At 37.4% G+C, this 23,239-nt stretch carries 22 protein-coding genes; 20 read left to right on the top strand and 2 right to left on the bottom strand.

All coding sequences use genetic code 11. The annotated features are described in order from the left end of the window. The first annotated feature begins 24 nt into the window (after positions 1 to 24). The 17 genes from IGJ41_RS10055 to holA all read left to right on the top strand — a co-directional run bounded on the left by IGJ41_RS10055 (position 25) and on the right by holA (position 19,300). The gene (locus tag IGJ41_RS10055; RefSeq protein ID WP_002381554.1) at positions 25 to 303 is read left to right on the top strand and encodes a UPF0223 family protein; all 279 of its coding nucleotides are present in this window, start codon (positions 25 to 27) and stop codon (positions 301 to 303) included. Beyond that, positions 304 to 1,086, top strand: coding sequence for an inositol monophosphatase family protein (locus tag IGJ41_RS10050; RefSeq protein ID WP_289855444.1), 783 nt, complete (start codon positions 304 to 306; stop codon positions 1,084 to 1,086). 220 nt (positions 1,087 to 1,306) lie between these two features. Further along, entirely contained in the window at positions 1,307 to 3,142 is a 1,836-nt protein-coding gene (gene typA, locus IGJ41_RS10045) for a translational GTPase TypA (RefSeq protein WP_002381557.1), read from the top strand. Positions 3,143 to 3,459: 317 nt separating this feature from the next. Beyond that, entirely contained in the window at positions 3,460 to 5,229 is a 1,770-nt protein-coding gene (gene recQ, locus IGJ41_RS10040) for a DNA helicase RecQ (protein ID WP_002411096.1), read from the top strand. A 226-nt stretch (positions 5,230 to 5,455) separates the two neighbouring features. After that, positions 5,456 to 5,761, top strand: coding sequence for a YlaN family protein (locus IGJ41_RS10035; protein WP_002356684.1), 306 nt, complete (start codon positions 5,456 to 5,458; stop codon positions 5,759 to 5,761). Between the two features lie 3 nt (positions 5,762 to 5,764). Continuing rightward, a complete protein-coding gene (locus tag IGJ41_RS10030) occupies positions 5,765 to 6,973 on the top strand; it encodes an FtsW/RodA/SpoVE family cell cycle protein (RefSeq protein ID WP_002356686.1) in 1,209 nt (402 codons plus the stop codon). Positions 6,974 to 7,005: 32 nt separating this feature from the next. After that, positions 7,006 to 10,434, top strand: a complete 3,429-nt coding sequence (locus tag IGJ41_RS10025) for a pyruvate carboxylase (protein WP_438714365.1) — start codon at positions 7,006 to 7,008, stop codon at positions 10,432 to 10,434. 16 nt (positions 10,435 to 10,450) lie between these two features. Then, on the top strand, positions 10,451 to 11,575 hold the full coding sequence (locus IGJ41_RS10020) for a CAP-associated domain-containing protein (protein ID WP_202524646.1): 1,125 nt from the start codon (positions 10,451 to 10,453) through the stop codon (positions 11,573 to 11,575). Next, positions 11,572 to 12,006, top strand: a complete 435-nt coding sequence (locus IGJ41_RS10015; RefSeq protein WP_002356689.1) for a YlbF family regulator — start codon at positions 11,572 to 11,574, stop codon at positions 12,004 to 12,006. Before IGJ41_RS10020 ends, IGJ41_RS10015 begins: the two co-directional genes overlap by 4 nt. Continuing rightward, entirely contained in the window at positions 11,996 to 12,346 is a 351-nt protein-coding gene (locus IGJ41_RS10010; RefSeq protein WP_002359714.1) for a YlbG family protein, read from the top strand. The genes IGJ41_RS10015 and IGJ41_RS10010 overlap by 11 nt, the downstream gene beginning before the upstream one ends. Before the next feature lie 59 nt (positions 12,347 to 12,405). Next, entirely contained in the window at positions 12,406 to 12,999 is a 594-nt protein-coding gene (rsmD, locus tag IGJ41_RS10005) for a 16S rRNA (guanine(966)-N(2))-methyltransferase RsmD (RefSeq protein ID WP_002414371.1), read from the top strand. Position 13,000: 1 nt separating this feature from the next. After that, positions 13,001 to 13,492, top strand: a complete 492-nt coding sequence (gene coaD, locus IGJ41_RS10000) for a pantetheine-phosphate adenylyltransferase (RefSeq protein WP_002356693.1) — start codon at positions 13,001 to 13,003, stop codon at positions 13,490 to 13,492. Further along, a complete protein-coding gene (locus IGJ41_RS09995) occupies positions 13,479 to 14,549 on the top strand; it encodes a SepM family pheromone-processing serine protease (RefSeq protein ID WP_002382735.1) in 1,071 nt (356 codons plus the stop codon). The genes coaD and IGJ41_RS09995 overlap by 14 nt, the downstream gene beginning before the upstream one ends. Before the next feature lie 62 nt (positions 14,550 to 14,611). Continuing rightward, complete coding sequence (locus tag IGJ41_RS09990; protein WP_438714363.1) at positions 14,612 to 15,289, top strand: helix-hairpin-helix domain-containing protein; 678 nt, start codon at positions 14,612 to 14,614, stop codon at positions 15,287 to 15,289. 122 nt (positions 15,290 to 15,411) lie between these two features. Continuing rightward, positions 15,412 to 15,915, top strand: coding sequence for a ComE operon protein 2 (locus IGJ41_RS09985; protein WP_002356697.1), 504 nt, complete (start codon positions 15,412 to 15,414; stop codon positions 15,913 to 15,915). Positions 15,916 to 15,949: 34 nt separating this feature from the next. Further along, entirely contained in the window at positions 15,950 to 18,214 is a 2,265-nt protein-coding gene (locus tag IGJ41_RS09980) for a DNA internalization-related competence protein ComEC/Rec2 (RefSeq protein WP_174119367.1), read from the top strand. Between the two features lie 57 nt (positions 18,215 to 18,271). Further along, complete coding sequence (holA, locus tag IGJ41_RS09975; RefSeq protein WP_002411100.1) at positions 18,272 to 19,300, top strand: DNA polymerase III subunit delta; 1,029 nt, start codon at positions 18,272 to 18,274, stop codon at positions 19,298 to 19,300. A gap of 51 nt (positions 19,301 to 19,351) precedes the next feature. Here the strand turns inward: holA and IGJ41_RS09970 are convergent, their stop codons facing one another. Then, positions 19,352 to 20,293: a ketopantoate reductase family protein gene (locus tag IGJ41_RS09970; RefSeq protein ID WP_438714360.1), complete on the bottom strand. Its 942-nt coding sequence runs from the start codon at positions 20,291 to 20,293 to the stop codon at positions 19,352 to 19,354. A gap of 168 nt (positions 20,294 to 20,461) precedes the next feature. Between IGJ41_RS09970 and IGJ41_RS09965 the strand changes: the two genes are divergently transcribed. Next, positions 20,462 to 21,019 (top strand): acyl-CoA thioesterase, encoded by a 558-nt coding sequence (locus IGJ41_RS09965; protein ID WP_002382741.1) that lies wholly within the window; start codon positions 20,462 to 20,464, stop codon positions 21,017 to 21,019. An 86-nt stretch (positions 21,020 to 21,105) separates the two neighbouring features. On the opposite strand, the gene rpsT is transcribed toward IGJ41_RS09965, so the two are convergent. Next, entirely contained in the window at positions 21,106 to 21,357 is a 252-nt protein-coding gene (gene rpsT, locus IGJ41_RS09960) for a 30S ribosomal protein S20 (protein ID WP_002356703.1), read from the bottom strand. 210 nt (positions 21,358 to 21,567) lie between these two features. Here rpsT and IGJ41_RS09955 point away from each other — a divergent pair, with 210 nt between their 5' ends. Both IGJ41_RS09955 and IGJ41_RS09950 read left to right on the top strand, forming a co-directional pair. Beyond that, entirely contained in the window at positions 21,568 to 22,602 is a 1,035-nt protein-coding gene (locus tag IGJ41_RS09955) for an inorganic phosphate transporter (RefSeq protein WP_002381568.1), read from the top strand. 12 nt (positions 22,603 to 22,614) lie between these two features. After that, positions 22,615 to 23,238 carry a DUF47 domain-containing protein gene (locus IGJ41_RS09950; protein WP_002356705.1) on the top strand — a complete coding sequence of 208 codons (624 nt, stop codon included), beginning with the start codon at positions 22,615 to 22,617 and terminating at the stop codon, positions 23,236 to 23,238. Position 23,239: the final 1 nt, after the last annotated feature.

Here is a 23,239-nt window from a genome sequence, read left to right as displayed (position 1 = left end):
AACTAGAGAAGATGAGGTGAAGACATGAAAGACTATCAATATCCATTAGATTTAGATTGGACGACAGAGGAAATGGTGATTGTCACTAATATGTGGACAGCAGTTGAGCAAGCCAACGAAACAGGCTTGCCTGTTGACAAATTTTTAACAACTTATCAACAATTTAAAACGGTCGTTAAAAGTATCGGCGAAGAAAAACGCTTAGGTCATGAATTTGAAAATGCTTCAGGATATTCGTTATATCGTACGCTTCAACAAGCTAAAAAACAGGGAAGCGGTAAATTAAAGCTGGGGGATGATTAGATGACTGAAACGCAAAAATTTATTCAAACAATTCAAAGTTGGCTTTTTGAAGCAGCCGATGTGATTCGAATGAACTTGGAATCAGAGTTAACCGTTCAACAGAAAAATGGCCGCACTGATTTAGTGACAAATATGGATGAACAAACCCAAGAATTTTTAATGAATAAAATTCAAACAAATTTTCCCGAAGATCAAATTTTAGGGGAAGAAAAAGGCTACAATACTTTAAAAAGTTTTGCTGGTCGCGTGTGGATCATCGATCCGATTGATGGCACAATGAATTTCGTGATGGAAAGAGAAAATTTTTGTATTATGTTAGCTGTTTATGAAGACGGCATTGGTAAATTAGGTTTTATCTATGATGTGATGCGAGAAGAACTTTATTGGGGCGGCAAAGGACTTGGCGTTTATCGGAATAATCAATTATTAAAAGCGCCTACTATGAAAGCCTTGGCAGATGGATTATGGGGCATGAATGCTTACATGCATGGAAAAAATATTCATCACGCAACGGAAATCGGACAAGCAAGCATGGGCGTGCGTATTAGCGGTTGTGCAGGTTTGGAAATTATTGCTATGTTAAAAGGCAACCATCATGGCTATTTATCTAATATAAGTCCTTGGGATTATGCAGCAGGCTTAGTACTTTTGGAAGAATTTAGGTTTAAATACTCTGGTATTACAGGAAAACCATTAACTTTTACGGGTCGTGAATACTTTATTGCAGCAACTCCTGAAACCTATGATGAAGTATTTACCCGATATTTAAATGAATCGGAATAATCAAAGAAGAGCGTTGCTGAAAGGTAAGGCTCTTCCTCTTTTAAAAGAGAAAAATTTGTAAAAAAATGTCCTTGTTTTCAGAAAAAGCCGAATAATTTCTAAAACTTTCATTATTTTTGCAGGCGAAAGCCTTTTTTTAATGAAAAAAGTTTGCTATAATAAGCAGTCGGCTTTTATGGACTTAAGTAACATAAGCGTATATAGATAAGGAGCAATTAAATTGAAATACAGAGATGATATTCGTAACGTGGCAATTATCGCCCACGTTGACCATGGTAAAACAACCTTAGTAGATGAACTTTTAAAACAATCTGACACTTTAGATGGACACACACAATTACAAGAACGTGCAATGGATTCCAATGCACTTGAAAGTGAACGTGGAATTACTATCTTAGCAAAAAATACAGCCGTAGATTATAACGGTACACGTATCAACATTCTAGATACACCAGGACACGCGGACTTCGGTGGTGAAGTAGAACGTATCATGAAAATGGTAGATGGTGTTGTTTTAGTTGTCGATGCGTATGAAGGAACAATGCCTCAAACACGTTTCGTATTGAAAAAAGCATTAGAACAAAAAGTAACACCAATCGTGGTTGTTAACAAAATTGACAAACCTTCTGCTCGTCCTGAACACGTAGTAGATGAAGTTTTAGAGTTATTCATCGAATTAGGCGCAGACGACGATCAATTAGATTTCCCAGTTGTTTATGCTTCTGCTTTAAACGGAACTTCAAGTGAATCAGATGATCCAGCAGATCAAGAGCCAACAATGGCCCCAATTTTTGATAAAATTATTGAACATGTGCCAGCTCCAGTTGATAATTCAGACGAACCACTTCAATTCCAAGTCTCATTACTAGACTACAACGATTACGTTGGACGTATTGGGATTGGCCGTGTGTTCCGTGGCACAATGAAAGTCGGCGACCAAGTTGCGTTGATGAAATTAGATGGTAGCGTGAAAAATTTCCGTGTAACGAAAATTTTAGGTTTCTTTGGCCTACAACGTGTGGAAATTGATGAAGCAAGAGCGGGCGATTTAATTGCCGTTTCTGGAATGGAAGACATTTTCGTTGGGGAAACAGTTGTAGATGTTCACAATCAAGAAGCATTACCAATTCTACACATTGATGAGCCAACCTTACAAATGACTTTCTTAGTTAACAATTCTCCATTTGCGGGACGTGAAGGAAAATATATCACCGCTCGTAAAATCGAAGAACGTTTAATGGCTGAGTTACAAACAGACGTATCTTTACGTGTTGATCCAATTGGCCCAGATTCTTGGACTGTATCAGGCCGCGGCGAATTGCATTTATCAATTTTAATTGAAAACATGCGTCGTGAAGGCTATGAATTACAAGTTTCTCGTCCAGAAGTTATTGAACGTGAAATTGATGGGGTTAAATGTGAACCATTTGAACGTGTTCAAATTGACACACCTGAAGAATACATGGGTAGCGTGATTGAATCCCTAAGTTTACGTAAAGGCGAAATGCAAGATATGATTAATGCCGGTAACGGACAAATGCGTTTAATCTTCTTAGCACCAGCTCGTGGCTTAATTGGTTATTCAACAGAATTCTTATCAATGACTCGTGGTTATGGTATTATGAACCACACCTTCGATCAATACTTACCAATGATTCAAGGAACGATTGGTGGCCGTCATCAAGGTGCACTAGTTTCAATCGATACTGGTAAAGCAACGACTTACTCAATCATGAGTATTGAAGAACGTGGTACAGTTTTCGTTGAACCAACGACAGAAGTTTACGAAGGAATGATTGTTGGGGAAAACAACCGCGACAACGATTTAACTGTGAACATCACAAAAGCTAAACAAATGACTAACGTTCGTTCGGCAACGAAAGACCAAACATCAGTCATTAAAAAACCGAAAAAATTAACGTTAGAAGAATCATTAGAATTCTTGAATGAAGATGAATACTGTGAAGTAACACCAGAAAGCATCCGTTTAAGAAAACAAATTCTTAACAAAAACGAACGCGAAAAAGCAAGCAAGAAAAAGAAAAAAGCTGAATAATTTTTCTACAAATAAACATTTAAACCAACTATGCTCGTTTTACTACGAAAATAGTTGGTTTTTTTGATGGCAAAAACGAATTAATGCGTATTTTAAGATAAGGTTATTTTTTTATGTGTGGATAACTACTCGTTATCCACAACAAGCAAATGTCGCTATTTTTGAAAGCTTTTGATAGCAAGCTTTCACAATTTTTCATTCTTTTTGATGTTTCACGTTAACTGGTGTTTCACGATTGTGTCTTGTTTTAACACACCTTGTTCCTGTTAGATTAGCGTGTTAAAATGACTTGTAGAACAAAGATTGGAGCGCAATAAATGAGTGCATTACAAGAATTATTAAAAGATACATTTGGCTATGATGATTTTCGGCCAGGACAAGAAACGATTATTCGTCATGTATTGCGACAAGAAAATGTCTTAGGCATTATGCCAACAGGTGGAGGCAAATCAATTTGTTATCAGTTGCCAGCCTTACTTTTGGATAATTTAACATTGGTGATTTCACCATTAATTTCTTTAATGAAAGATCAAGTAGATGCCCTGAATTTAATGGGGATTCCAGCTACATATATCAATAGTACCATTTCCTATCAAGAAATGAATCATCGTATTCAATTAGCGGTTAACAAAGAAATCAAGCTATTGTATGTTGCGCCAGAGCGATTAGAATCTTATGATTTTCAACAGATGCTGACACATGTACCGATTGATTTATTGGCAGTAGATGAGGCACACTGTATTTCACAATGGGGGCATGATTTTCGTCCAAGCTATTTGCGTTTAGCAGAGATTATCGATCAATTTCAACAGCAACCAACTGTGATTGCACTAACAGCTACAGCAACGCCACAAGTAGCGGAGGATATTGTCAAGCAATTAAGAATTCCATCAGAAAATGAAATCAAAACAGGATTCGCTCGAGAAAATTTATCTTTTCAAGTCGTGAAGGATCAAAACAGAGACGTTTTTCTTTTGGAATATTTAAAGATGAATACTGGGCAATCAGGTATTATTTATGCAAGCACGCGGAAGGAAGTTGAACGAATTTATCATTTATTAGAAAGTAAAAAAATTGCAGCTGGGATGTATCATGGGGGCATGAGTGAACAGTTACGTAGTGAAAATCAAGAAGCATTCTTGTATGATCAAGTGCAAGTGATGGTAGCAACAAATGCCTTTGGTATGGGGATTAATAAGAGTAATGTTCGTTTTGTCATTCACGCACAAGTACCAGGAAATATTGAATCTTATTACCAAGAAGCGGGCCGAGCTGGTCGTGACGGTCTGCCTAGTGATGCTGTGTTAATGTTTGCTCCACAAGACTTGCAAATTCAACAATACTTTATTGAACAATCTGAAATGACCATTGATTATAAGCAGAAAGAGTACTTGAAATTACGGGAAATGTCACAATATGCGAATGCACAAATGTGTTTACAAAAATATATTTTACGCTATTTTGGTGAAGAAGGGACGGACTGCGGTCGCTGCTCGAATTGTCTGGATAATCGAGAATTAGTCGATATTACGGTCGATGCCCAAAAAGTCTTGTCTTGTGTAAAACGTATGGGAGAACGTTTCGGTAAGGGCTTAGTTGGTAAAGTCTTGACTGGTTCAAAAGATCAAAAAATTGATCAATGGCATTTTGATCGTTTGCCAACATACGGACTAATGAAAGGTCGCACACAAAAAGAAGTCACACAGCTGATTGATTATTTGACAGCAGAACGTTATTTAATTCCTTCTGATGGGCAATTTCCGTTGTTATCAGTCTCGACAGAAGGTGTTCAGGTGCTTTTAAGGGAACGGAAAGTCTTCCGAAAAGAAGACCAAAAAGTTCGAAAAGTAGCAGTGGATGATGCCTTGTTTGAACGATTACGCGAATTACGTATGGACATGGCTCAAGAGGCAGGCGTGCCGCCATATGTAGTCTTTTCCGATAGTACACTTAAAGAAATGTGTGAAAAATTACCGCAAACAACGATTCAATTATTGCAAATAAAAGGGGTCGGCCAAAATAAATTAGATAAATATGGCACCGCCTTTTTAGAAGTAATTAAAGAATATCAAGAGACAAAAAAATGATATAGTTTGTTATTTTATTTAAAATTAAAAGCAGAAAATAAGGAAAAAGTCTTTTAATGTATTTGTTGTTGTATTGATAAAATAAGCTTGTTATATAAAGAGATTTCTTACTTAATATATCGCTTGGTTTTAGAAAATTTCTTAAAGGAAATTTTCTGAAATCATCATGTATCTAACTGAGAATTATGTTATAATTATTTAATTAAGATAGGGAGGTTCTGTACAAATGGACGAAGGAATTTCAAAGAAATTTGCCATTCAATTATTAGAAGACGATGCAGAACGCATTAAAATGCTTATTCGTAATCAAAAAAACAGTTTGTGCATTTCTCAATGTAAAGCATTTGAAGAAGTGGTGGATACACAAATGTATGGTTTTTCAAGACAAGTGACCTATGCGACCCGTTTGGGGATTTTAACTAATGATGAAGGACATCGCTTACTAAGTGATTTAGAACGCGAATTGAATCAATTATATACAGATGTTTATGAAGAAACACAAGAAAAAAACGAGATTGGCAAGGAGGGTTAAGCTTTGCCAAACAAAGTAAAGAAACGGCATTTGCTAGACTATAGTATTTTTATTCCATATTTAATTTTAAGTATCGTGGGATTGATTATGGTATATAGTTCCACATCCGCATTACAAGTAATGAAAGGTTTTTCACCTACCTCATTCGTTATTAACCAGGTTGCCTTTTGGGTAGTAGGGTTAGTTGCAATGTTTTTTATTTATAAGATGAAAACATCCGTTTTTCAGAATCGAAGTTTTATCATGTTTGCCATTGCAGTAATTACGGTTATGGTTTTAGCCGTTCGGATTCCTGGTATCGGGAAAGAAATTAACGGCGCACGTGGTTGGATTGAGATTGGTGGATTTTCGATGCAACCAGCTGAGTATTTAAAAATCATGGTTGTCTGGTATTTGTCTTATATTTTAGCACGGCGACAAAAGACAATTAATGGAGGCATGGATCAATTTAAACAAGCTGCCGGGCGCCCGTTGATGCTCGTTTTTGTATTAATTGCTCTAGTTGCAATCCAGCCTGACTTCGGGAATGCGGCCATTCTAACATTAATTACCATCGTGATGGTTTTAGCAAGTGGGATTAATTATATGTATACCTACTTGGTCGGTGGCTTGGGCATTTTAGGTAGTATCACGGCTATTCAGTTATTAATTATGTCTAAAGGGAAAATTTTCCCAGCGCGTTATCAATATATTTATAATCGTTTTGCTGTTTTTAAAAATCCATTTTTAGATGAACGGAACTTAGGCCATCAGTTAGCTAATTCTTATTATGCAATCAGTAATGGCGGCTGGTTTGGCAAAGGTCTAGGGAATAGTGTTCAGAAAAAAGGCTTTTTACCAGAAGCACATACGGACTTTATCTTTGCGATTACTTTAGAAGAGTTAGGCATTATCGGCGGTCTAGCGATTTTAGGATTGTTGATGTTTATGATTGCGCGAATTATTTTAGTCGGTGTACGCTCGAAGAAACCTTTTAATTCACTAATGTGTATTGGAATTGGTACAATGTTATTAATTCAAGTCTTTATTAATGTTGGTGGGATTACTGGGATTATTCCATTAACAGGAATTACTTTCCCGTTCTTGAGTCAAGGTGGGAATAGTTTGCTGATTATTTCGATTGCTGTAGCCTTTGTCCTGAATATCAGTGCAGATGAAACACGTCAGAAATTAGAAAATGAGTACTATTTATCTTTAGAACAGAACCAATAAATTTGAAGGAAATTGATGGTAGGAGTGACGTTATGAAAAAGGTATTAGTTGCCAATCGTGGCGAAATTGCGATTCGAATTTTTAGAGCTTGTACAGAATTAGATATCCAGACAGTAGCGATTTATGCTGCAGAAGATGAGTATTCTGTTCATCGTTTCAAAGCAGATGAAGCGTATTTAGTTGGTAAGGGGAAAAAACCAATTGAAGCCTATTTAGACATTGAAAATATTATCCAAATTGCCAAAAAATCGGGAGCAGATGCCATTCATCCTGGTTATGGCTTTTTATCAGAGAACTTACGCTTCGCCGAACGTTGTGAAGAAGAAGGAATCATTTTTGTTGGACCTAAAACACACCATTTAGATATTTTTGGCGATAAAATTAAAGCGAAAGAAGCAGCTGTAGCTGCGGGGATTGCTTCGATTCCAGGCTCAGACGGGCCAGTAGCAACGGTGGAAGAGGTCGTAGCTTTTGGTGAAACGCATGGCTTTCCTATCATGATTAAAGCTGCTTTAGGTGGCGGCGGTCGCGGGATGCGCGTTGCCCACGATGCCAAAGAAGCACGAGAAGGTTACGAAAGAGCAAAAAGCGAAGCGAAAGCAGCCTTTGGTTCTGACGAGGTTTATGTTGAAAAGTATATTTCTAATCCTAAACATATCGAAGTACAAATTTTAGGCGATCATCATGGGAATGTCTTGCATTTATTTGAACGTGATTGTTCCGTTCAACGACGCCACCAAAAAGTGGTAGAAGTCGCACCATGTGTATCAATGAATGAAGAACAACGAGCAGCCATTTGTTCGGCTGCTGTGCAGTTAATGGCGCATGTCGGCTACGTGAATGCGGGAACGGTTGAGTTTTTAGTAGAAGGGGATCAGTTTTATTTTATTGAAGTGAATCCTCGTGTTCAGGTAGAACATACTATCACAGAAATGATTACAGATATTGATATTGTGATCTCTCAATTACAAATTGCACAAGGGCTTGATTTGCATAAAGATATGCATTTGCCAAAACAAAACGAATTGACATTAAAAGGCGCGGCTATTCAATGTCGGATTACGACTGAAGATCCCCTGAACCAGTTTATGCCAGATACAGGGAAAATCGATACGTATCGTTCACCAGGTGGGTTTGGTGTGCGTTTAGATGTAGGAAATGCTTATTCTGGCTACGCTGTGACGCCTTACTTTGATTCTTTATTGGTTAAAGTCTGTACGCATGGTTTCTCTTTTGAACAGGCAATCAGTAAAATGCAACGCTGCTTAAAAGAATTTCGGATTCGTGGCGTGAAAACAAATATTCCGTTTTTACAAAATGTTGTGAGCTATCCAGCGTTTCAATCTGGCGAAGCCAAAACAACCTTTATTGATAATACACCTGAATTATTTGAATTTCCTCGTATGCGCGATCGTGGCAATAAAACGATGAAATACATTGGAGAAGTAACGGTCAATGGGTTCCCTGGCATTGAACGAACGGAGAAAAAATATTTTGAAGCCCCGCGCGTGCCGACAGATATTGAAGTTCCAGAAAAAGTGATCACAGCTAAAAATATTCTAGACGCTCAAGGAGCAACCGCCGTCATCGATTGGGTTAAGAATCAAGAAAGTGTATTAATGACAGATACCACGTTCCGTGATGCGCACCAAAGTTTATTAGCTACTCGTGTGAGAACACAAGATTTTAAAGCAATTGCTGGTCTAACTGATGTAGCCCTGCCTGAGCTGTTTTCTAGTGAAATGTGGGGTGGCGCTACGTTCGATGTTGCCTATCGCTTCTTAACCGAAGACCCATGGCAACGTTTAAGAAAAATTCGTCAGTTGATGCCAAATACACTTTTACAAATGCTGTTCAGAGGTTCTAATGCGGTAGGCTATCAAAATTACCCTGATAATGTTATTGAAGAATTCATTAAAGAATCTGCTCGCCAAGGAGTCGATGTTTTCCGAATCTTTGATAGCTTAAACTGGATTCCTCAAATGGAAAAAAGTATTCAAGTCGTTCGGGATACCGGAAAAATTGCGGAAGCAGCAATTTGTTATACTGGGGACATCAATGATCCAGCCCGAGCAAAATATAATGTTCAATATTACCTTGATATGGCTAAAGAATTGGAAAATTTAGGTGCACAAATCATTGCGATTAAAGATATGGCTGGCTTATTGAAACCACAAGCTGCTTATCGTTTAATTAGTGAATTAAAGGCAGCCACGGATTTACCAATTCATCTCCACACTCACGACACTAGTGGCAATGGGATCATCACATATTCAGCAGCTACTAAAGCGGGCGTTGATATTGTTGACGTCGCAATGAGTACGATGAGTGGCGCAACTAGCCAGCCAAGTATGAACAGTCTATATTATGCTTTAGTCAATGGTGAACGGACGCCAACTATTAACATTGATAATGCACAGAAAATCAATCATTATTGGGAAGATGTGCGCATGTATTATCAACCATTTGAAAATGGCTTAAATGCCCCGCAAACAGAAGTCTATATGCATGAAATGCCTGGTGGTCAATACTCTAATCTGCAGCAGCAAGCAAAAGCGGTAGGCTTAGGGCATCGTTGGGATGAAATCAAAAAAATGTATCACACAGTGAATTTGATGTTTGGTGATATTGTAAAAGTGACGCCATCTTCAAAAGTCGTGGGAGACATGGCACTCTTCATGGTTCAAAATCATCTGACAGAACAAGATGTTTATGTGCGTGGCGAAGAACTAAGTTTTCCTGAATCCGTTGTGACTTTTTTCCAAGGTGATTTAGGTCAACCAGTTGGTGGGTTCCCGAAAGAGCTCCAACGAATTATTCTAAAAGGTCGACCAGCCTTCACAGAGCGGCCAGGTGACTTAGCAGCACCTGTTGATTTTGCGAAAGTACAAGAAGAATTAGCCGAAAAAATTGGGTATCAACCTAAATTGGAAGAAGTTTTAAGTTATTTAATGTATCCACAAGTATTTTTAGAGTATCGTCAAAAATACGAAACCTTTGGAGATATAACCTTATTAGATACGCCAACATTCTTTAATGGTATTCGTCAAGGAGAGACATTGGAAGTTCAAATTGAACGAGGAAAAACGTTAATTATTCGTTTAGATGAAATTGGCGAACCTGATATTGACGGAAACCGTGTCTTGTTCTTCAATTTGAATGGGCAACGTCGTGAGGTTTTAGTTAAAGATGCCTCCATTAAGTCAGCTGTTCAAGTTAAACAAAAGGCGGAACCAACTAATAAAGAACAAATCGGCGCAACGATGTCTGGTTCTGTTCTACAAGTATTGGTCAAACGTGGCGATAAAGTAGAAAAAGGTCAGCCGTTGCTGATTACAGAAGCCATGAAAATGGAAACGACTATCGAAGCACGTTTTGCGGGCACGGTAGATCACATTTATGTTGAAGAAGGCGAAGCAATCAGCTCAGGTGATTTGTTATTAGAAGTGAAAGAAAAATAAGATGAGAGGGGAAAAAATGAAGCGATTTTGGGCCTTTACTGCTGTTTTTTTAACAGTTCTACTCATTGGATATTTAGAGCCAGTTTTTTTCCCTGCTGAAAAACCAACCGAAACAGCTCAAAGTGGGCGCTTATCCAGCGCTCACACCGCTGTTCCTCATGAAGAATTGCCAGCTTCTGGCTACGCAGCATACATAGGGAAAGATGTGGAAACCTTTATCCGCCAGTTTGGCAATCCTAAAGAAAAAATTAAAACAGGTCGTACGTATGAATTATGGACGTTCGGTTTGACGATGAATGATTACTTAGAAGTCAACGTTCGAGAAAATAAAGTCATCGCAATTAAGGCCTTTAACAATGACAAAATGATAGAACCGTTTAAAATAGATATGAAGCTTGCTGACTTGTCTGATTTAATGACGATTTATTCGAATTTTGCATTTAATTTTCATCATGAAGCTTACGATGTCGAGCTGATGGAAGAAGATATGAACTATCGACCACTGGTTGCTTTTGATAATGGCAGTTTTGCGGTGTTATTTTTTAATCAGCGGACGGGCGGTTTAATGGCAGTTAATTATGTCAATAAAGAAACGTTGCTCACGGAAATGCCGTATCAATTAAATGAAGGTTCTCCTTTGCCAGTTGATATAACGCAGTCAATGACCTTCGATCCTGTTCAAAGTAACCAAGCGATTTATGTCATGAATCTGGTTAAACAGCAAGAAAATCAAGCTGCTTTTTCAGTTTCTACACAAAGCCAAAAAGATGCCCAAACATTGTATCAAACGCTGGCTAACCATACACTAACAATTTTGTCGGCAAATCGACAAGCAGAATTGTTACAAACGAGAGAGGAACATACAGCCATTCATCCCTTTCATTTGACTAAGGACGAATTTTCTTTATTAGTTAAAACGAGCAAACTTTCGTTGAGAGAACCAGCAGGTATTTTCCAAGAACCTGTTTATGATAGTACCTTTACTATTTTGTCATGGTTTTCGGACCCGCAATATGATAGCTATTTTGCTGAGTCAGAAACGACAGAATTGGGCGTTGCCTTTTCCAATGAAGGTGTGTTAGTCTTATTAGAGAAACGACCAGAAAATAGGCAAATCACGGAGAGTAGTGAAAAGTTATGATTGTGACAGAACATTTATTTGCAATTGAAGATCAAACAGAATGTTTAATTTCAGCACTTTTAGAAAGTGATGCTGTTCAAAACTATAAAGAAACAAAAAAAGCTATGTATGCTTCGGCGGAAGTTGCTCAGTTACAAAAAGCATTTTTAGAAGCTAAGTCAGCTTTTGAACGAGTTGAGGCTTATGGAATTCATGCACCCGATTTTCGGGAGAAACAACGAGCCCTACGTAAAGCGAAGCGGGCGCTTGATTTAAATGAAATCGTTGCAAATTATCGTTTTGCTGAGACAAACGTTCAAACGTTGCTAGATACAATTGGTTTAAAGATTGCGCAACTAATTTCTGAAGATATTAAAGTAGATGCTGGAAATCCTTTCTTTGAACGAGGAAAGAAACATTCAGGTTGTGGAGGAAGCTGCCATGCAAGCTAAAGAAGAAAAAGAATTTACGCTTCAAGAGCGTCGTTGCCTAATTGTTTGGGTATACACATTAAAACCGTTAAAACAGTTACGCCGATATGGACTGATTCACTATGTTTCACGAAAAATGAAATATGTGGTGATTTACATGAATGAAGAAAATATTGAAAGTAACATGGAAAAAATTAATCAGTTACATTTTGTTCGTAGTGTCGATAAATCGTATCGACCAGATGTCGAAATGAATTTTGCTGAAAAAATTGGTACCAAAGCGGCTTATCAAGAACAAGAAGACGACGGCTATGTAGTAGAGGAATTATCTACAGAGATTCGCTTAGCAGAGAATGTCTAATGCAAAAGAGTGAGAAATGTTATGAGAAATTTCAAACATTTTTCACTCTTTTTGTTATAATGAATTATAAAAGAATGATTGATAAAGGAGTCGAAACAATGCGTGTTATTTCTGGAGAATATGGTGGACGGCGCCTGAAAGCGTTAGATGGCGACAATACTAGGCCTACAACAGATAAAGTAAAAGAATCTATTTTTAATATGATTGGTCCATATTTCGATGGTGGAATGGCGCTGGATTTATATTCAGGAAGTGGCGGGTTAGCGATTGAAGCCGTTTCTCGTGGAATGGACAAAAGTATTTGTATTGAAAAGAATTTTGCTGCACTAAAAGTAATTAAAGAAAATATTGCGATTACAAAAGAACCAGAAAAATTTGAAGTTAGAAAAATGGATGCTAATCGTGCCTTAGAACAGTTTTATGAAGAGAAGCTACAATTTGATTTGGTCTTATTGGATCCGCCCTATGCCAAACAAGAAATTGTTTCACAATTAGAAAAGATGTTAGAACGGCAGTTATTAACAAACGAAGCCGTTATCGTTTGTGAAACAGATAAAACTGTCAAATTACCGGAAACGATTGGTACACTAGAAAAAACAAGAGAAACCGTTTACGGAATCACTCAAGTAACGATTTATCGTCAGGAGGCGTAAGATGCGTAAAATTGCTCTATTTCCCGGAAGTTTTGATCCGATGACAAATGGTCATTTAAATTTGATTGAACGCAGTGCGAAGTTATTTGACGAAGTCATCATTGGCGTTTTTATAAATACAAGTAAGCAAACATTATTTACGCCAGAAGAGAAAAAATATTTAATTGAAGAAGCAACTAAAGAAATGCCAAATGTGCGTGTTATCATGCAAGAAACCCAGTTAACTGTGGAAAGTGCAAAATCATTAGGGGCTAATTTTTTGATTCGTGGCATTAGAAACGTCAAAGACTACGAGTACGAGAAAGACATTGCTAAAATGAATCAACATCTGGCGCCAGAAATTGAAACGGTTTTTCTATTAGCAGAAGAACCATATGCACATGTAAGCTCCAGTTTACTAAAAGAAGTTTTACGTTTTGGGGGCGATGTGTCTGACTATCTTCCTCCCAATATTTATCACGCGTTAAAACAAAAGAAGAATGACTGGAGCTAAAATAATGAATAAAAAAACAGAAAAATTTTCGTTTAAATCACTTATTCCAATGGTATTGGCATTGCTGCTAATTGGTTTGTTTATCGTCCCAATTCCTTATTATATTGAAGGACCAGGAACGACTGAAAATTTAAAAGAGTTTGTAACTGTTGATGGGAAAAAAGATACGCAGTCTGGTGCTTTTTATTTAACAACGGTGGGCATTCGTTCGGCCACTATTTTTTCTGCCATAAAAGCAAACTTTTCGGATTTTCAAGAAGTCATGTCAAAAAAAGAATTAATGGGAGATAGTAGTAATAGCGAATATAATCGAATTCAACAATATTATATGGATTCCTCAAAAAACGCCGCAATTGAGCAAGCCTTAAAATTAGCGAAGGTTCCATATGAGATGAAATTTAAAGGCGTCTATGTGTTAGCGATGGAAGACAACTCAAGTTTTAAAGGAAAAATTGAAGTTGGTGATACCGTGACAGGCGTGGATGGTAAATCTTTTAAAAGTAGTGAAGAATTAATGAATTACATTAAAGCACAAAAAGTGAATCAAAAAGTCACTGTTCAATTTATTCAAGATGGTAAAGCAAAAGAAGCGACCGGTAAATTAATTGAATTGCCAACAGATAAAAAAGCGGGGATTGGTATTGGTTTGACTGACCATACAGAAATTGATTCTTCTATCCCAGTATCTATTGAAGCGGGTGATATTGGTGGACCATCGGCTGGTTTAATGTTTACTTTGCAGACCTATGAACAATTAAGTCATAAAGATTTACGAAAAGGTCATGAAATTGCTGGAACGGGTACGATGAACAGTCAAGGAATCGTTGGTAGAATCGGTGGCATTGACAAAAAAGTTGTAACTGCCAGTGAGAACGGCGCAGAAATTTTCTTTGCACCCGATGATGAAATAACTTCAGAAATGAAAAAAGTTGAGCCGAAAATCAAATCGAATTATCAAGAAGCACAAGAAGCTGCGAAAAAAATTGGGACAAAAATGAAAATTGTCCCAGTAAAAACGGTTCAAGATGCCTTGAACTATCTAGAAAAATTAAAATAAAAGTGTGCCTGGGCCAAAAATTACTAGTGATTTTTGGTCCAGGCGCATTTTTTTGTTAAAAAATGCGTAATTATATTTTGAAGGGAGGACAAACGATGGATTGGTTGAAACAGTTACCTAAAAAGTGGCTATTGCTAGGTAGTGGCGCGTCTATAGTTATTTTGATAACTCTATTAGTGGGCATTTATTTGATGGTTAATAAGGAGCCACGTGTAGACACCACAATGTGGGAGGAGACAAGTCTGACCACTATGGCAGAGTTCGCCACAGATGCCACAAAAGAAAGGGCAGAAATAATGATCTATGTTGATATTAAAGGCGCAGTGAAAGTACCAGGAATCTATCAACTAAAAAATCAGCAGCGGATTTGGGATGCTTTAGCTTTAGCTGGAGGCGTGAGCGAGGAAGCTGATACTACCCAGGTCAATTACGCTCAAAAAGTAAAAGATCAAATGATTATTTACGTGCCCAAAAAAGGAGAACCAGTGCCACAGTCATTAGAAACGCTGCAGGAATCAGCACCTGCTCAGCAAAATCAGGAGGAAAAAATCAACCTTAATAGGGCAACAGAAGCAGAGCTACAAACGATTTCAGGAATCGGTGCGAAAAAAGCACAAGAGATTATTCGCTTTCGTGACGAACAAGGACCGTTTAAAACCGTCGAGGAACTGAAAAATGTTCCAGGTATTGGAGAGAAAACAGTAGAACGTTTAAAAGACATGTTGACAGTGACTGGCTAAATTTTAACAGAAAATTCCTGAGAATTCTTGACTATGGGATGCGGATAACATACTATTTGTAATAAGATTAAATGATTTGGCAAATCGAACACAGGAGTCATTAAAAATAAAGGAGGTTTATTATGGAACGAATTCCATGGGACCAATATTTTATGGGACAAAGCGTCTTATTATCATTAAGAAGTACTTGCACACGGTTAACTGTCGGAGCAACCATTGTTCGCGACAAACGAATTATTGCAGGAGGTTACAATGGTTCAGTCAGTGGCGGAACGCATTGTATTGATGAAGGATGCTATGTTGTTGATAATCATTGCGTTCGAACAATCCACGCAGAAATGAATGCAATTTTACAATGTGCGAAGTTTGGCGTCCCTACAGAAGGGGCAGAAATTTATGTGACACATTTCCCTTGCCTGCAATGTACAAAGATGATTTTACAAGCAGGGATTAAAAAGATTTATTATTTAAAGGATTACCGTAATGATGCGTACGCCCTAAATTTAATTGAACAAGTAGGAGCCACGGTTGAAAAAGTGACTTTAGTACCAAAATATTTTGCCGAATTACAATGGGGAGAAGAATTTGCCACACTTGAGGACAATCCTTCCTCAGCTGAGGAATAATTGGTTCTTCATAGCTCTGCTGACTAGTTGTGGGCTGTGGTGTTTTTTCGCACCTAGTCTATTAGGAGCTCTTCTTTTTTCTATCACTGTTATCCGTATTGTCTGTACAAAAAGTTTTCCTGTTATATTGGGAGGTTTTTTGTGCAGTTTTTTAATAGTAGGGGGCATATTGATTTTCCAGTGGTTAAAGCCAGTCTCTTTGTTGCCTAAAGAAGTCCGCTTGTCAGGACAGCTAACGATATTACCAGATGAAATACAAGTAGATGGTGATCAAGTAAAATTTCCTGCCAATTGGATCGTAAAAGGCAAAAGGCAGAAAGTGATGGCATTTTATCAATTAAAAAGTGTGAAAGAAAAACAGCAATGGCAACAACTAACCACAACCATTCAGGCAACCGCTGTAGGTATTTTAGACTCGCCCCAAGGTCAAACCAACAAAAATGGCTTCAATTATCAACTATTTTTAAAGAATCAAGGAATCGAAGCTATTTTATTCATTGAGGAGATAGGACAACCGCGTCCTTTTTTTTCTTGGCGGTTTAAAGAAATCATTAGCGGCTGGCGGAAATGGGCGATGGTACATATTCAGAAAAATTTTGCTGAGACTAGTGCAATGTATATGAATGCGTTGCTCTTAGGTTTTCGTAATGAAGAATTTGCTGAAATAAGCGATAAATTTTCAGCATTAGGCATTTTGCATCTTTTTAGTTTGTCAGGGATGCATGTTTCTTTTTTCCTTCGTTTATTTCGCTTACTAATGCTAAGAATTGCTCGCCGAACGCAAGAAAGTTATTTTTTGTGGCAATGCGGTTTTTCACTGATATATGCTGGTTTAACAGGATTCTCAGTTAGTGTCATGCGGGCGCTTTTACAAACAAACCTCAATACGTTCAATCGACGGTTTAATTGGCAGGTTCCGGCCCTCGATTGTTGGAGTTTAACTCTCTTAGTGCACTTGATTGTTCAGCCAACCCTCTTTTTTTCAGTCGGCGGTCAATTTAGTTACTTACTTTCTTTTGTTCTGCTGTTTTTAGAGCAAACATTGGTTGGTTATTCTTCGCCTTTCATTAAAAATTGTTTAGGCTCTTTCCTATTGGCTGTGGCTTCCTTACCTATTTTAGTCCAATCATTTTATGAATGGCCCTTGTTAGGAAGTTTCTTAACATTTCTCTTGTTACCAATTTTTGAACGGTTCTTGTTACCGCTTTTGACGTTGAGCTTTTTTCTAGTGATTATTATGCCAGCACGCTATTTAGCAGTCTTGCTCGAACCACTATTTTTAACAATGAATGGCTTATTTGAGTGGGTGCTAGTTCACTTAAATCCGAAGCTGACCATCGGCTATTTAAATTCTTGGATACAAATTAGTTTGTTATTACTAATCGGACTTTCAATGATTTATTTAGCAGACAAGTCTAAAAAAATTTTTTTCTCAATCGGACTACTAATTGTTTTGATAAATAGTAAATACCTTTCGCCAATTGGCATTGTTGCAATGATCGATGTAGGCCAAGGGGATAGTTTGTTTATCCAAGCGCCTTTTCACAGAAAAAATACATTGATCGATACAGGTGGTCGGTTGTCTTTTGACAAAGAAGCTTGGCGGCAACGGAAAAATAGTCGATCAGGAGCGGAATATTCAGTGATTCCTTTTCTCAAAAGTCAAGGAGTCAAACGTTTAGATGAAGTGATCATCACACACGCACATGAAGACCATTTTGGCGATTTATTAGCCATTGCGCAGAAGGTTCCAATTTCTGTTCTGTATTTTCCTAAAGGAGCAGCTGAAGCCAATTTTTCGTTTCGCCAAGTCTTGAAACAACTCCAAAAAAGCGGGACAGACTGTCGGCCAATTTTAGCGCCCAAGCGAATTAATGGGCCCGTTTCTTTTCAAATTTTATCACCAAATAAGAGCAGTATTGGGGGCAATAATGACTCGATAGTGTTTTCCACACAATTAGGCGGACGGCATTTTTTATTTACTGGTGACTTGGAAGCCGAAGGAGAAGAACAAGTGTTGGCTCGCTATCCCCAGTTGAAAATCGACATCTTGAAAGTCGGTCATCATGGTAGTAAAACGTCGTCTACTAAAAGATTTATCAAACAGCTTAATCCGCGAGAAGCATTGATTTCAGCTGGACTGAATAATCGTTTTAAACATCCTCATCAGGAGACATTAGCGACGCTGGAGGAGCAAAAAATAAATTATTATCGGACCGATCTTCAAGGAATGATTTATTATCAATGGTTACCTTGGCAAGGGCTTTCTAAAGCCAAATTTGTTAAAGAACAAGACTAGTATTTCCAGAAGTAACATGATAGGATAAACAAGAGAAACGAGAAAAGGAGCGAGCCAATGGAGTTACAAAAAGCTTTGAAAGAAGTGCGAGAGCAAAAAATCGCTCCAGTGTATTTATTAATAGGAACAGAACTTTATTTAACTGAATTATTTAAAACAACATTGATGAAAGAATTGTTGACGGAAGAGGATGATCAATTTAACTTTTTCTCATTTGATATTGAGGAAACACCTTTAAGTGCAGCGATTGCTGAAGCGGAAACAATTCCGTTTTTTGGTGATTATCGCCTTGTCTTTGTGGAAAATCCTTACTTTTTAACTGCCGAAAGAAAAACAAACGGTGTGGAACATGATGTCAATCTTTTATTGAATTATTTGGAAAGTCCATCACCAACAACTGTTCTTGTTTTTATGGCCTCTTATGAAAAATTAGATGAACGCAAAAAAGTTACCAAAGCATTGAAAAAAAATGCCACAGTAGTTGACGTCAATCCAATGGATGAAAAGGCTATTCGTCAGTATATTTCTCAAACGATTGAGAGCGAAGGGTACACTATTCGCTCCGATGCTTTTGATTTATTACTTCAATTGACAGACTTGAACTTATCAAAAATTATGGGAGAATTACAGAAGCTGTATTTATATGCCCTTGAAACGAAGACAATTACACGAGGTGCGGTTCAAGAATTAGTCCCTAAGTCTTTGGAACATAATGTTTTTGATTTAACCAACGAAGTACTTTCTGGAAACAGTGAAAAAGCTGTTCAATTGTATGAAGATTTACTTTTACAAGGAGAAGAAACCATTAAGTTAAATGCAATCTTATTGAATCAGATTCGCCTTTTTCTGCAAACCAAAATTTTGGCTAAGATGGGCTATCAACAAGCGAATATCGCTGATACATTAAAGGTTCATCCTTATCGAGTCAAGTTAGCGTTACAACAAGTCCGACGATTTGAATTGTCTCGATTAGAAAGACTTTATGATGAATTAGTTGAAAATGATTACCGCATGAAAACGGGCCAAATGGATAAAGAATTACTATTCCAATTATTTATTTTAAAATTGACTGCACAAGCAAAATAAGAAAATGCCAGAGGCAATCGTCATACAACGATTGTCTCTGGCATTTTCTTATTATTTAGCTCCTAATAGTTCTTCTTTTCCGTGAACAAGCTGTGTCAACATGGCACAGAAAGGTGTTGCTACGTTGTATTTTTGTCCTTTGCGCCAAACAGCACCATTAATGTAATCAATTTCTGTGAGACGATGATTTTTAATTAAATCTTGATACATAGACGGATAGTGCAAGCCAATACCGTTTGGATCATAAGTTTGAGCAATATGTGTATAGACTTCTGCTTGATCTAAATGAATGGCTTCTTTTTCTGCGACTGCTGCAAATTCACTGATTAATGTTTTAACAAGGGATTCACTAACAGGTAGTGCACCAAATTCGGCAATATTACAATCAAGGATTGTACACAAACCATTTAGCGTGCCATTGACACAGGCTTTCCGCCAAATAGAGTAGCGAACATTGCTACTATAGCTTGGATTTAAACCAGCTTTTTGGAAGACATCAACGACTTCTAAAGCAAATTCTTTACCAGAAGGATCAATATTTTCTAATTCAATTTCGCCATCACCTAAAAGTTTAACACGTCCCGGTCCTTCTAAACCAGCTGTCCACATGGTAATGCCAACCAAGATGTTTTCTTTTGGCACATATTTTTCTAGTACATCTTCATGACCTAAGCCATTTAATAAACATAGTACATACGTTTTTTCAGTAATCATTGGTTGAATCGCTTTAAACATTGCATCTAATTGTTGTGCTTTGGTTAAAGCAATAATTAAATCAACTTGTTCATTTTGATAGTCAATTTCTTCTGGTGAGAAGATTGGTAGTTTTGCGACAACTTCTTCTCCATTAAAATCAGCGATTAAACCATTTTTACGAATGGCTTCAATGTGCGCGGGCCATTGATCGATTAAAGTTACATCATTTCCGCCTTGATGCAACATAATTCCTAAACGGCTGCCCATAGCGCCGGCACCAGCAATTGCAATTTTCATGTGTATCCATCTCCTTAAAAGTTCTTTAACCGTTATTATTATACAGCAACTTTCTTAAAAATGAATAAATGGGACTTGCAAATTTGTTATTTTTTAAATGTTTCCTAAAAAGTAAGGATTGCATCAAATGGTAAAGTAAGCTAAAGTAAAGCGTGGAAAAGTTTATAAATGAAAGTAGAGGAATCGTTAATGACGAAAGAAAAATTTTGTCGAGAATCACGAGTGATTCAAACACATCGTGTATTTCCCTTTGATTTAAATCCCTTTGGTGCACTATTTGGTGGGAAATTAATGTCTTTAATTGATGACGCCGCATCCATTTCCGTTTCACGACATTGTCGGAGAGGGGCAGTTACAGCATCTTTAGATAACTTGAATTTTTTAAAACCTTTAAAAGAAAATCACTCAGTGTGTGTTGAAACGTTTGTTTCTGGTGTGCATCATAAATCGATGGAAGTATTTGTTAAAGTTGTAGGAGAAGATTTAACAACTGGAGAGCGTTATTTAGCGGCGACTTGTTTTACAACTTTTGTAGCCATTCCGTCTCATATGAATCCTGAAAGTGACTTCCAATTAGCGGCAGTCGTCCCAGAAACTGCAGAAGAAAAGTTGATTTGTTCCAATTATGAAACGAGACGACAACAACGTTTAGCTTTGCGAGAAGAGACTAAATTATTTAGTCAACATCTCACAACGGATTTACCGTGGATTGATTCACCTTTATAAAAAAATGTCCGAGTCTTTGTGAAAACAGACTTGGACATTTTTGGATGAAAAAAGAAGCTAACATGAATGCTAACTTCTATCTCACATTATTTAGCTAATTTGCTTAAACGAATTTTATCGCGGTTAGCTTTGTTTTTATGGATTAAACCTTTAGTTGCAGCCATATCAACAGCTTTAACAGCTTCGTTGTATAAAGCATCGACGTTATCAGCTCCAGCAGCTACAGCTTCTTCAAATTTCTTGATTGCTGTACGCATTGCGTTTGTTTGAGATGAATTTTTCGCATTCGCGTTAGCACTTGTACGTACGCGTTTGATTGCAGATTCGATATTTGGCATTTGTTTCACCTCCGATGATTTAGGTTTTACACTGGTCAGCCAATGTAATTCAACAGTAATCATTATACCTAATCCATTGTTCCATTGCAATAAAAGACGACAAGTTTTTTTCCTTAACAGACAATTTCAAGAAAAAAATAAGAAAATTTGCCAGAGCCTTAAGAAAAAAGCATACATTTTTTTTAAAACATGCTATGATAAAATAGATAAATGAAAAATGGTGGTGTCTTTGTGAGTATTGCATTATTGGTAACGATTACTTTGGTAATGGGTGTAATTTTTGTTAACGGTTGGACGGATGCGCCGAACGCAATTGCAACCGCTGTCTCGACTCGGGTGTTAAAACCGAATGTCGCAATTTGGATGGCTGTTGTGATGAACTTTTTAGGTGCATTAGTCATGACCTTTTTTAATGCCCAAGTAGCTGAAACGATTAGCAACATTGTTAGTTTTGACGCAAATGGAAACGCTTCACAGGTGGCTTTGGCTGCTTCGCTTTTTTCAATTGTGGTTTGGGCAGTTGCTGCGTGGTATTTTGGTATTCCCACAAGTGAAAGCCATGCGTTAATTGCCGGCTTGACTGGTTCGGCAATGGCATTAGGTGGTTTGGGTGCAGTCAATGGCTCGGAATGGATCAAAGTGCTTGTTGGTCTAGTTGTTTCTACCGTTATGGGCTTTGGCGGCGGATATTTGATTGCCAAACTTGTTGTGAAAGCTTTCTCGGCTGTGCCTAGAAGAAAAGCCAACAAATTTTTTACAGTTGGGCAAGCCTTTGGTGCAGGAGCTAATGCTTTTTTACATGGTGCGCAAGATGGGCAAAAATTTATGGGCGTGTTCATGTTAGTGCTTTTTTATAATAATTTAGTCGAAAAAATAGGTGGCGGTTTTGTGATTCCGTTATGGGTTATGGTTCTGTGTTCCATTACAATGGGCATTGGAACTTCTGTGGGCGGCATGAGAATCATTAAATCAGTCGGGATGGATATGGTAAAACTCGAACGCTATCAAGGCTTCACTGCAGATTTAAGCACGGCTATTTGTTTATTTTTAGCATCGGCTTTTGGGATTCCAGTTTCAACTACTCATACAAAAACAACAGCGATTATGGGAGTAGGTGCTTCTAAGCGAATCTCAAGTGTTGACTGGCGTATCGTGAAAGAAATGCTGATAGCATGGATTTTAACTTTCCCAGGATGTGGGCTGATCGCTTATGTGATGTCAAAATTATTTATTGCAATTTTTTAAGGAGAGAAAAACATGGCACGTAAAAAACAATTTGATTATTTTGGAGAATTAAACCAGTTAGCAACAAATGCTTATGAAGCCGCAAAGGTTTTGCAAGAAATTGTAGACAATTATTCATTAGAAAACTTAGTAAAAAAATCAGAAGCGATTCATCAATTGGAAAAAGAGAATGATGAAATTGTTCGCAAAATTTTAAATGAACTCTATATTTCCTTTATTACGCCGATTGATCGAGAAGATATTGTCGATATTACGGATCACTTAGATAACATTATCGATAGCATTAATAGTTTGTCTTATTTACTTGATCATTTAGTTGTCGAAGAAATGATTGCGCCCGCGCTAGAATTAACTGCTTATATTGTTAAAGCGACAGAAGGCGTTAAATCAGCAACGAAGGAATTTGCAAAATTTAAGAATTCTAAAACGTTAGTTTCATTGATTGATGAAGTCAATACGATTGAATCTCAAGGCGATAAATTATACAGTAGCGCCATGAAAGATTTGATGACTAACGAAAAAGATTTATTAAAAGTTATCAAGTGGAAAGATGTTTATGATCAGCTTGAGCGCACGATTAATGATTGTGAATCAGCTGTTAATATTATTGTCGGAATTGTCATCAAAAATACGTAAA

The organism is Enterococcus sp. DIV1537a, assembly GCF_051712085.1.
Classification (GTDB): domain Bacteria; phylum Bacillota; class Bacilli; order Lactobacillales; family Enterococcaceae; genus Enterococcus; species Enterococcus faecalis.
Note: the sequence above shows the minus strand (reverse complement) of the source record. Positions and strands in the feature narration are given on the sequence as shown.

Bases quoted from the DNA above. Each gene is read 5' to 3' on its own strand.
- rpsT (WP_002356703.1), bottom strand. From the start codon at position 21,357: ATGCCAAATATCGAATCTGCAATCAAACGCGTACGTACAAGTGCTAAC.
- IGJ41_RS09970 (WP_438714360.1), bottom strand. From the start codon at position 20,293: ATGAAAATTGCAATTGCTGGTGCCGGCGCTATGGGCAGCCGTTTAGGA.
- holA (WP_002411100.1), top strand. From the start codon at position 18,272: ATGGAGTTACAAAAAGCTTTGAAAGAAGTGCGAGAGCAAAAAATCGCT.
- IGJ41_RS09990 (WP_438714363.1), top strand. From the start codon at position 14,612: ATGCGTAATTATATTTTGAAGGGAGGACAAACGATGGATTGGTTGAAA.
- IGJ41_RS09955 (WP_002381568.1), top strand. From the start codon at position 21,568: ATGAAAAATGGTGGTGTCTTTGTGAGTATTGCATTATTGGTAACGATT.
- recQ (WP_002411096.1), top strand. From the start codon at position 3,460: ATGAGTGCATTACAAGAATTATTAAAAGATACATTTGGCTATGATGAT.
- coaD (WP_002356693.1), top strand. From the start codon at position 13,001: ATGCGTAAAATTGCTCTATTTCCCGGAAGTTTTGATCCGATGACAAAT.
- IGJ41_RS09995 (WP_002382735.1), top strand. From the start codon at position 13,479: ATGACTGGAGCTAAAATAATGAATAAAAAAACAGAAAAATTTTCGTTT.
- IGJ41_RS09950 (WP_002356705.1), top strand. From the start codon at position 22,615: ATGGCACGTAAAAAACAATTTGATTATTTTGGAGAATTAAACCAGTTA.
- IGJ41_RS10035 (WP_002356684.1), top strand. From the start codon at position 5,456: ATGGACGAAGGAATTTCAAAGAAATTTGCCATTCAATTATTAGAAGAC.
- IGJ41_RS09985 (WP_002356697.1), top strand. From the start codon at position 15,412: ATGGAACGAATTCCATGGGACCAATATTTTATGGGACAAAGCGTCTTA.
- IGJ41_RS10010 (WP_002359714.1), top strand. From the start codon at position 11,996: ATGCAAGCTAAAGAAGAAAAAGAATTTACGCTTCAAGAGCGTCGTTGC.
- IGJ41_RS10020 (WP_202524646.1), top strand. From the start codon at position 10,451: ATGAAGCGATTTTGGGCCTTTACTGCTGTTTTTTTAACAGTTCTACTC.
- IGJ41_RS10015 (WP_002356689.1), top strand. From the start codon at position 11,572: ATGATTGTGACAGAACATTTATTTGCAATTGAAGATCAAACAGAATGT.
- IGJ41_RS09965 (WP_002382741.1), top strand. From the start codon at position 20,462: ATGAAAGTAGAGGAATCGTTAATGACGAAAGAAAAATTTTGTCGAGAA.
- rsmD (WP_002414371.1), top strand. From the start codon at position 12,406: ATGAATTATAAAAGAATGATTGATAAAGGAGTCGAAACAATGCGTGTT.
- IGJ41_RS10055 (WP_002381554.1), top strand. From the start codon at position 25: ATGAAAGACTATCAATATCCATTAGATTTAGATTGGACGACAGAGGAA.
- IGJ41_RS10050 (WP_289855444.1), top strand. From the start codon at position 304: ATGACTGAAACGCAAAAATTTATTCAAACAATTCAAAGTTGGCTTTTT.
- IGJ41_RS10025 (WP_438714365.1), top strand. From the start codon at position 7,006: ATGAAAAAGGTATTAGTTGCCAATCGTGGCGAAATTGCGATTCGAATT.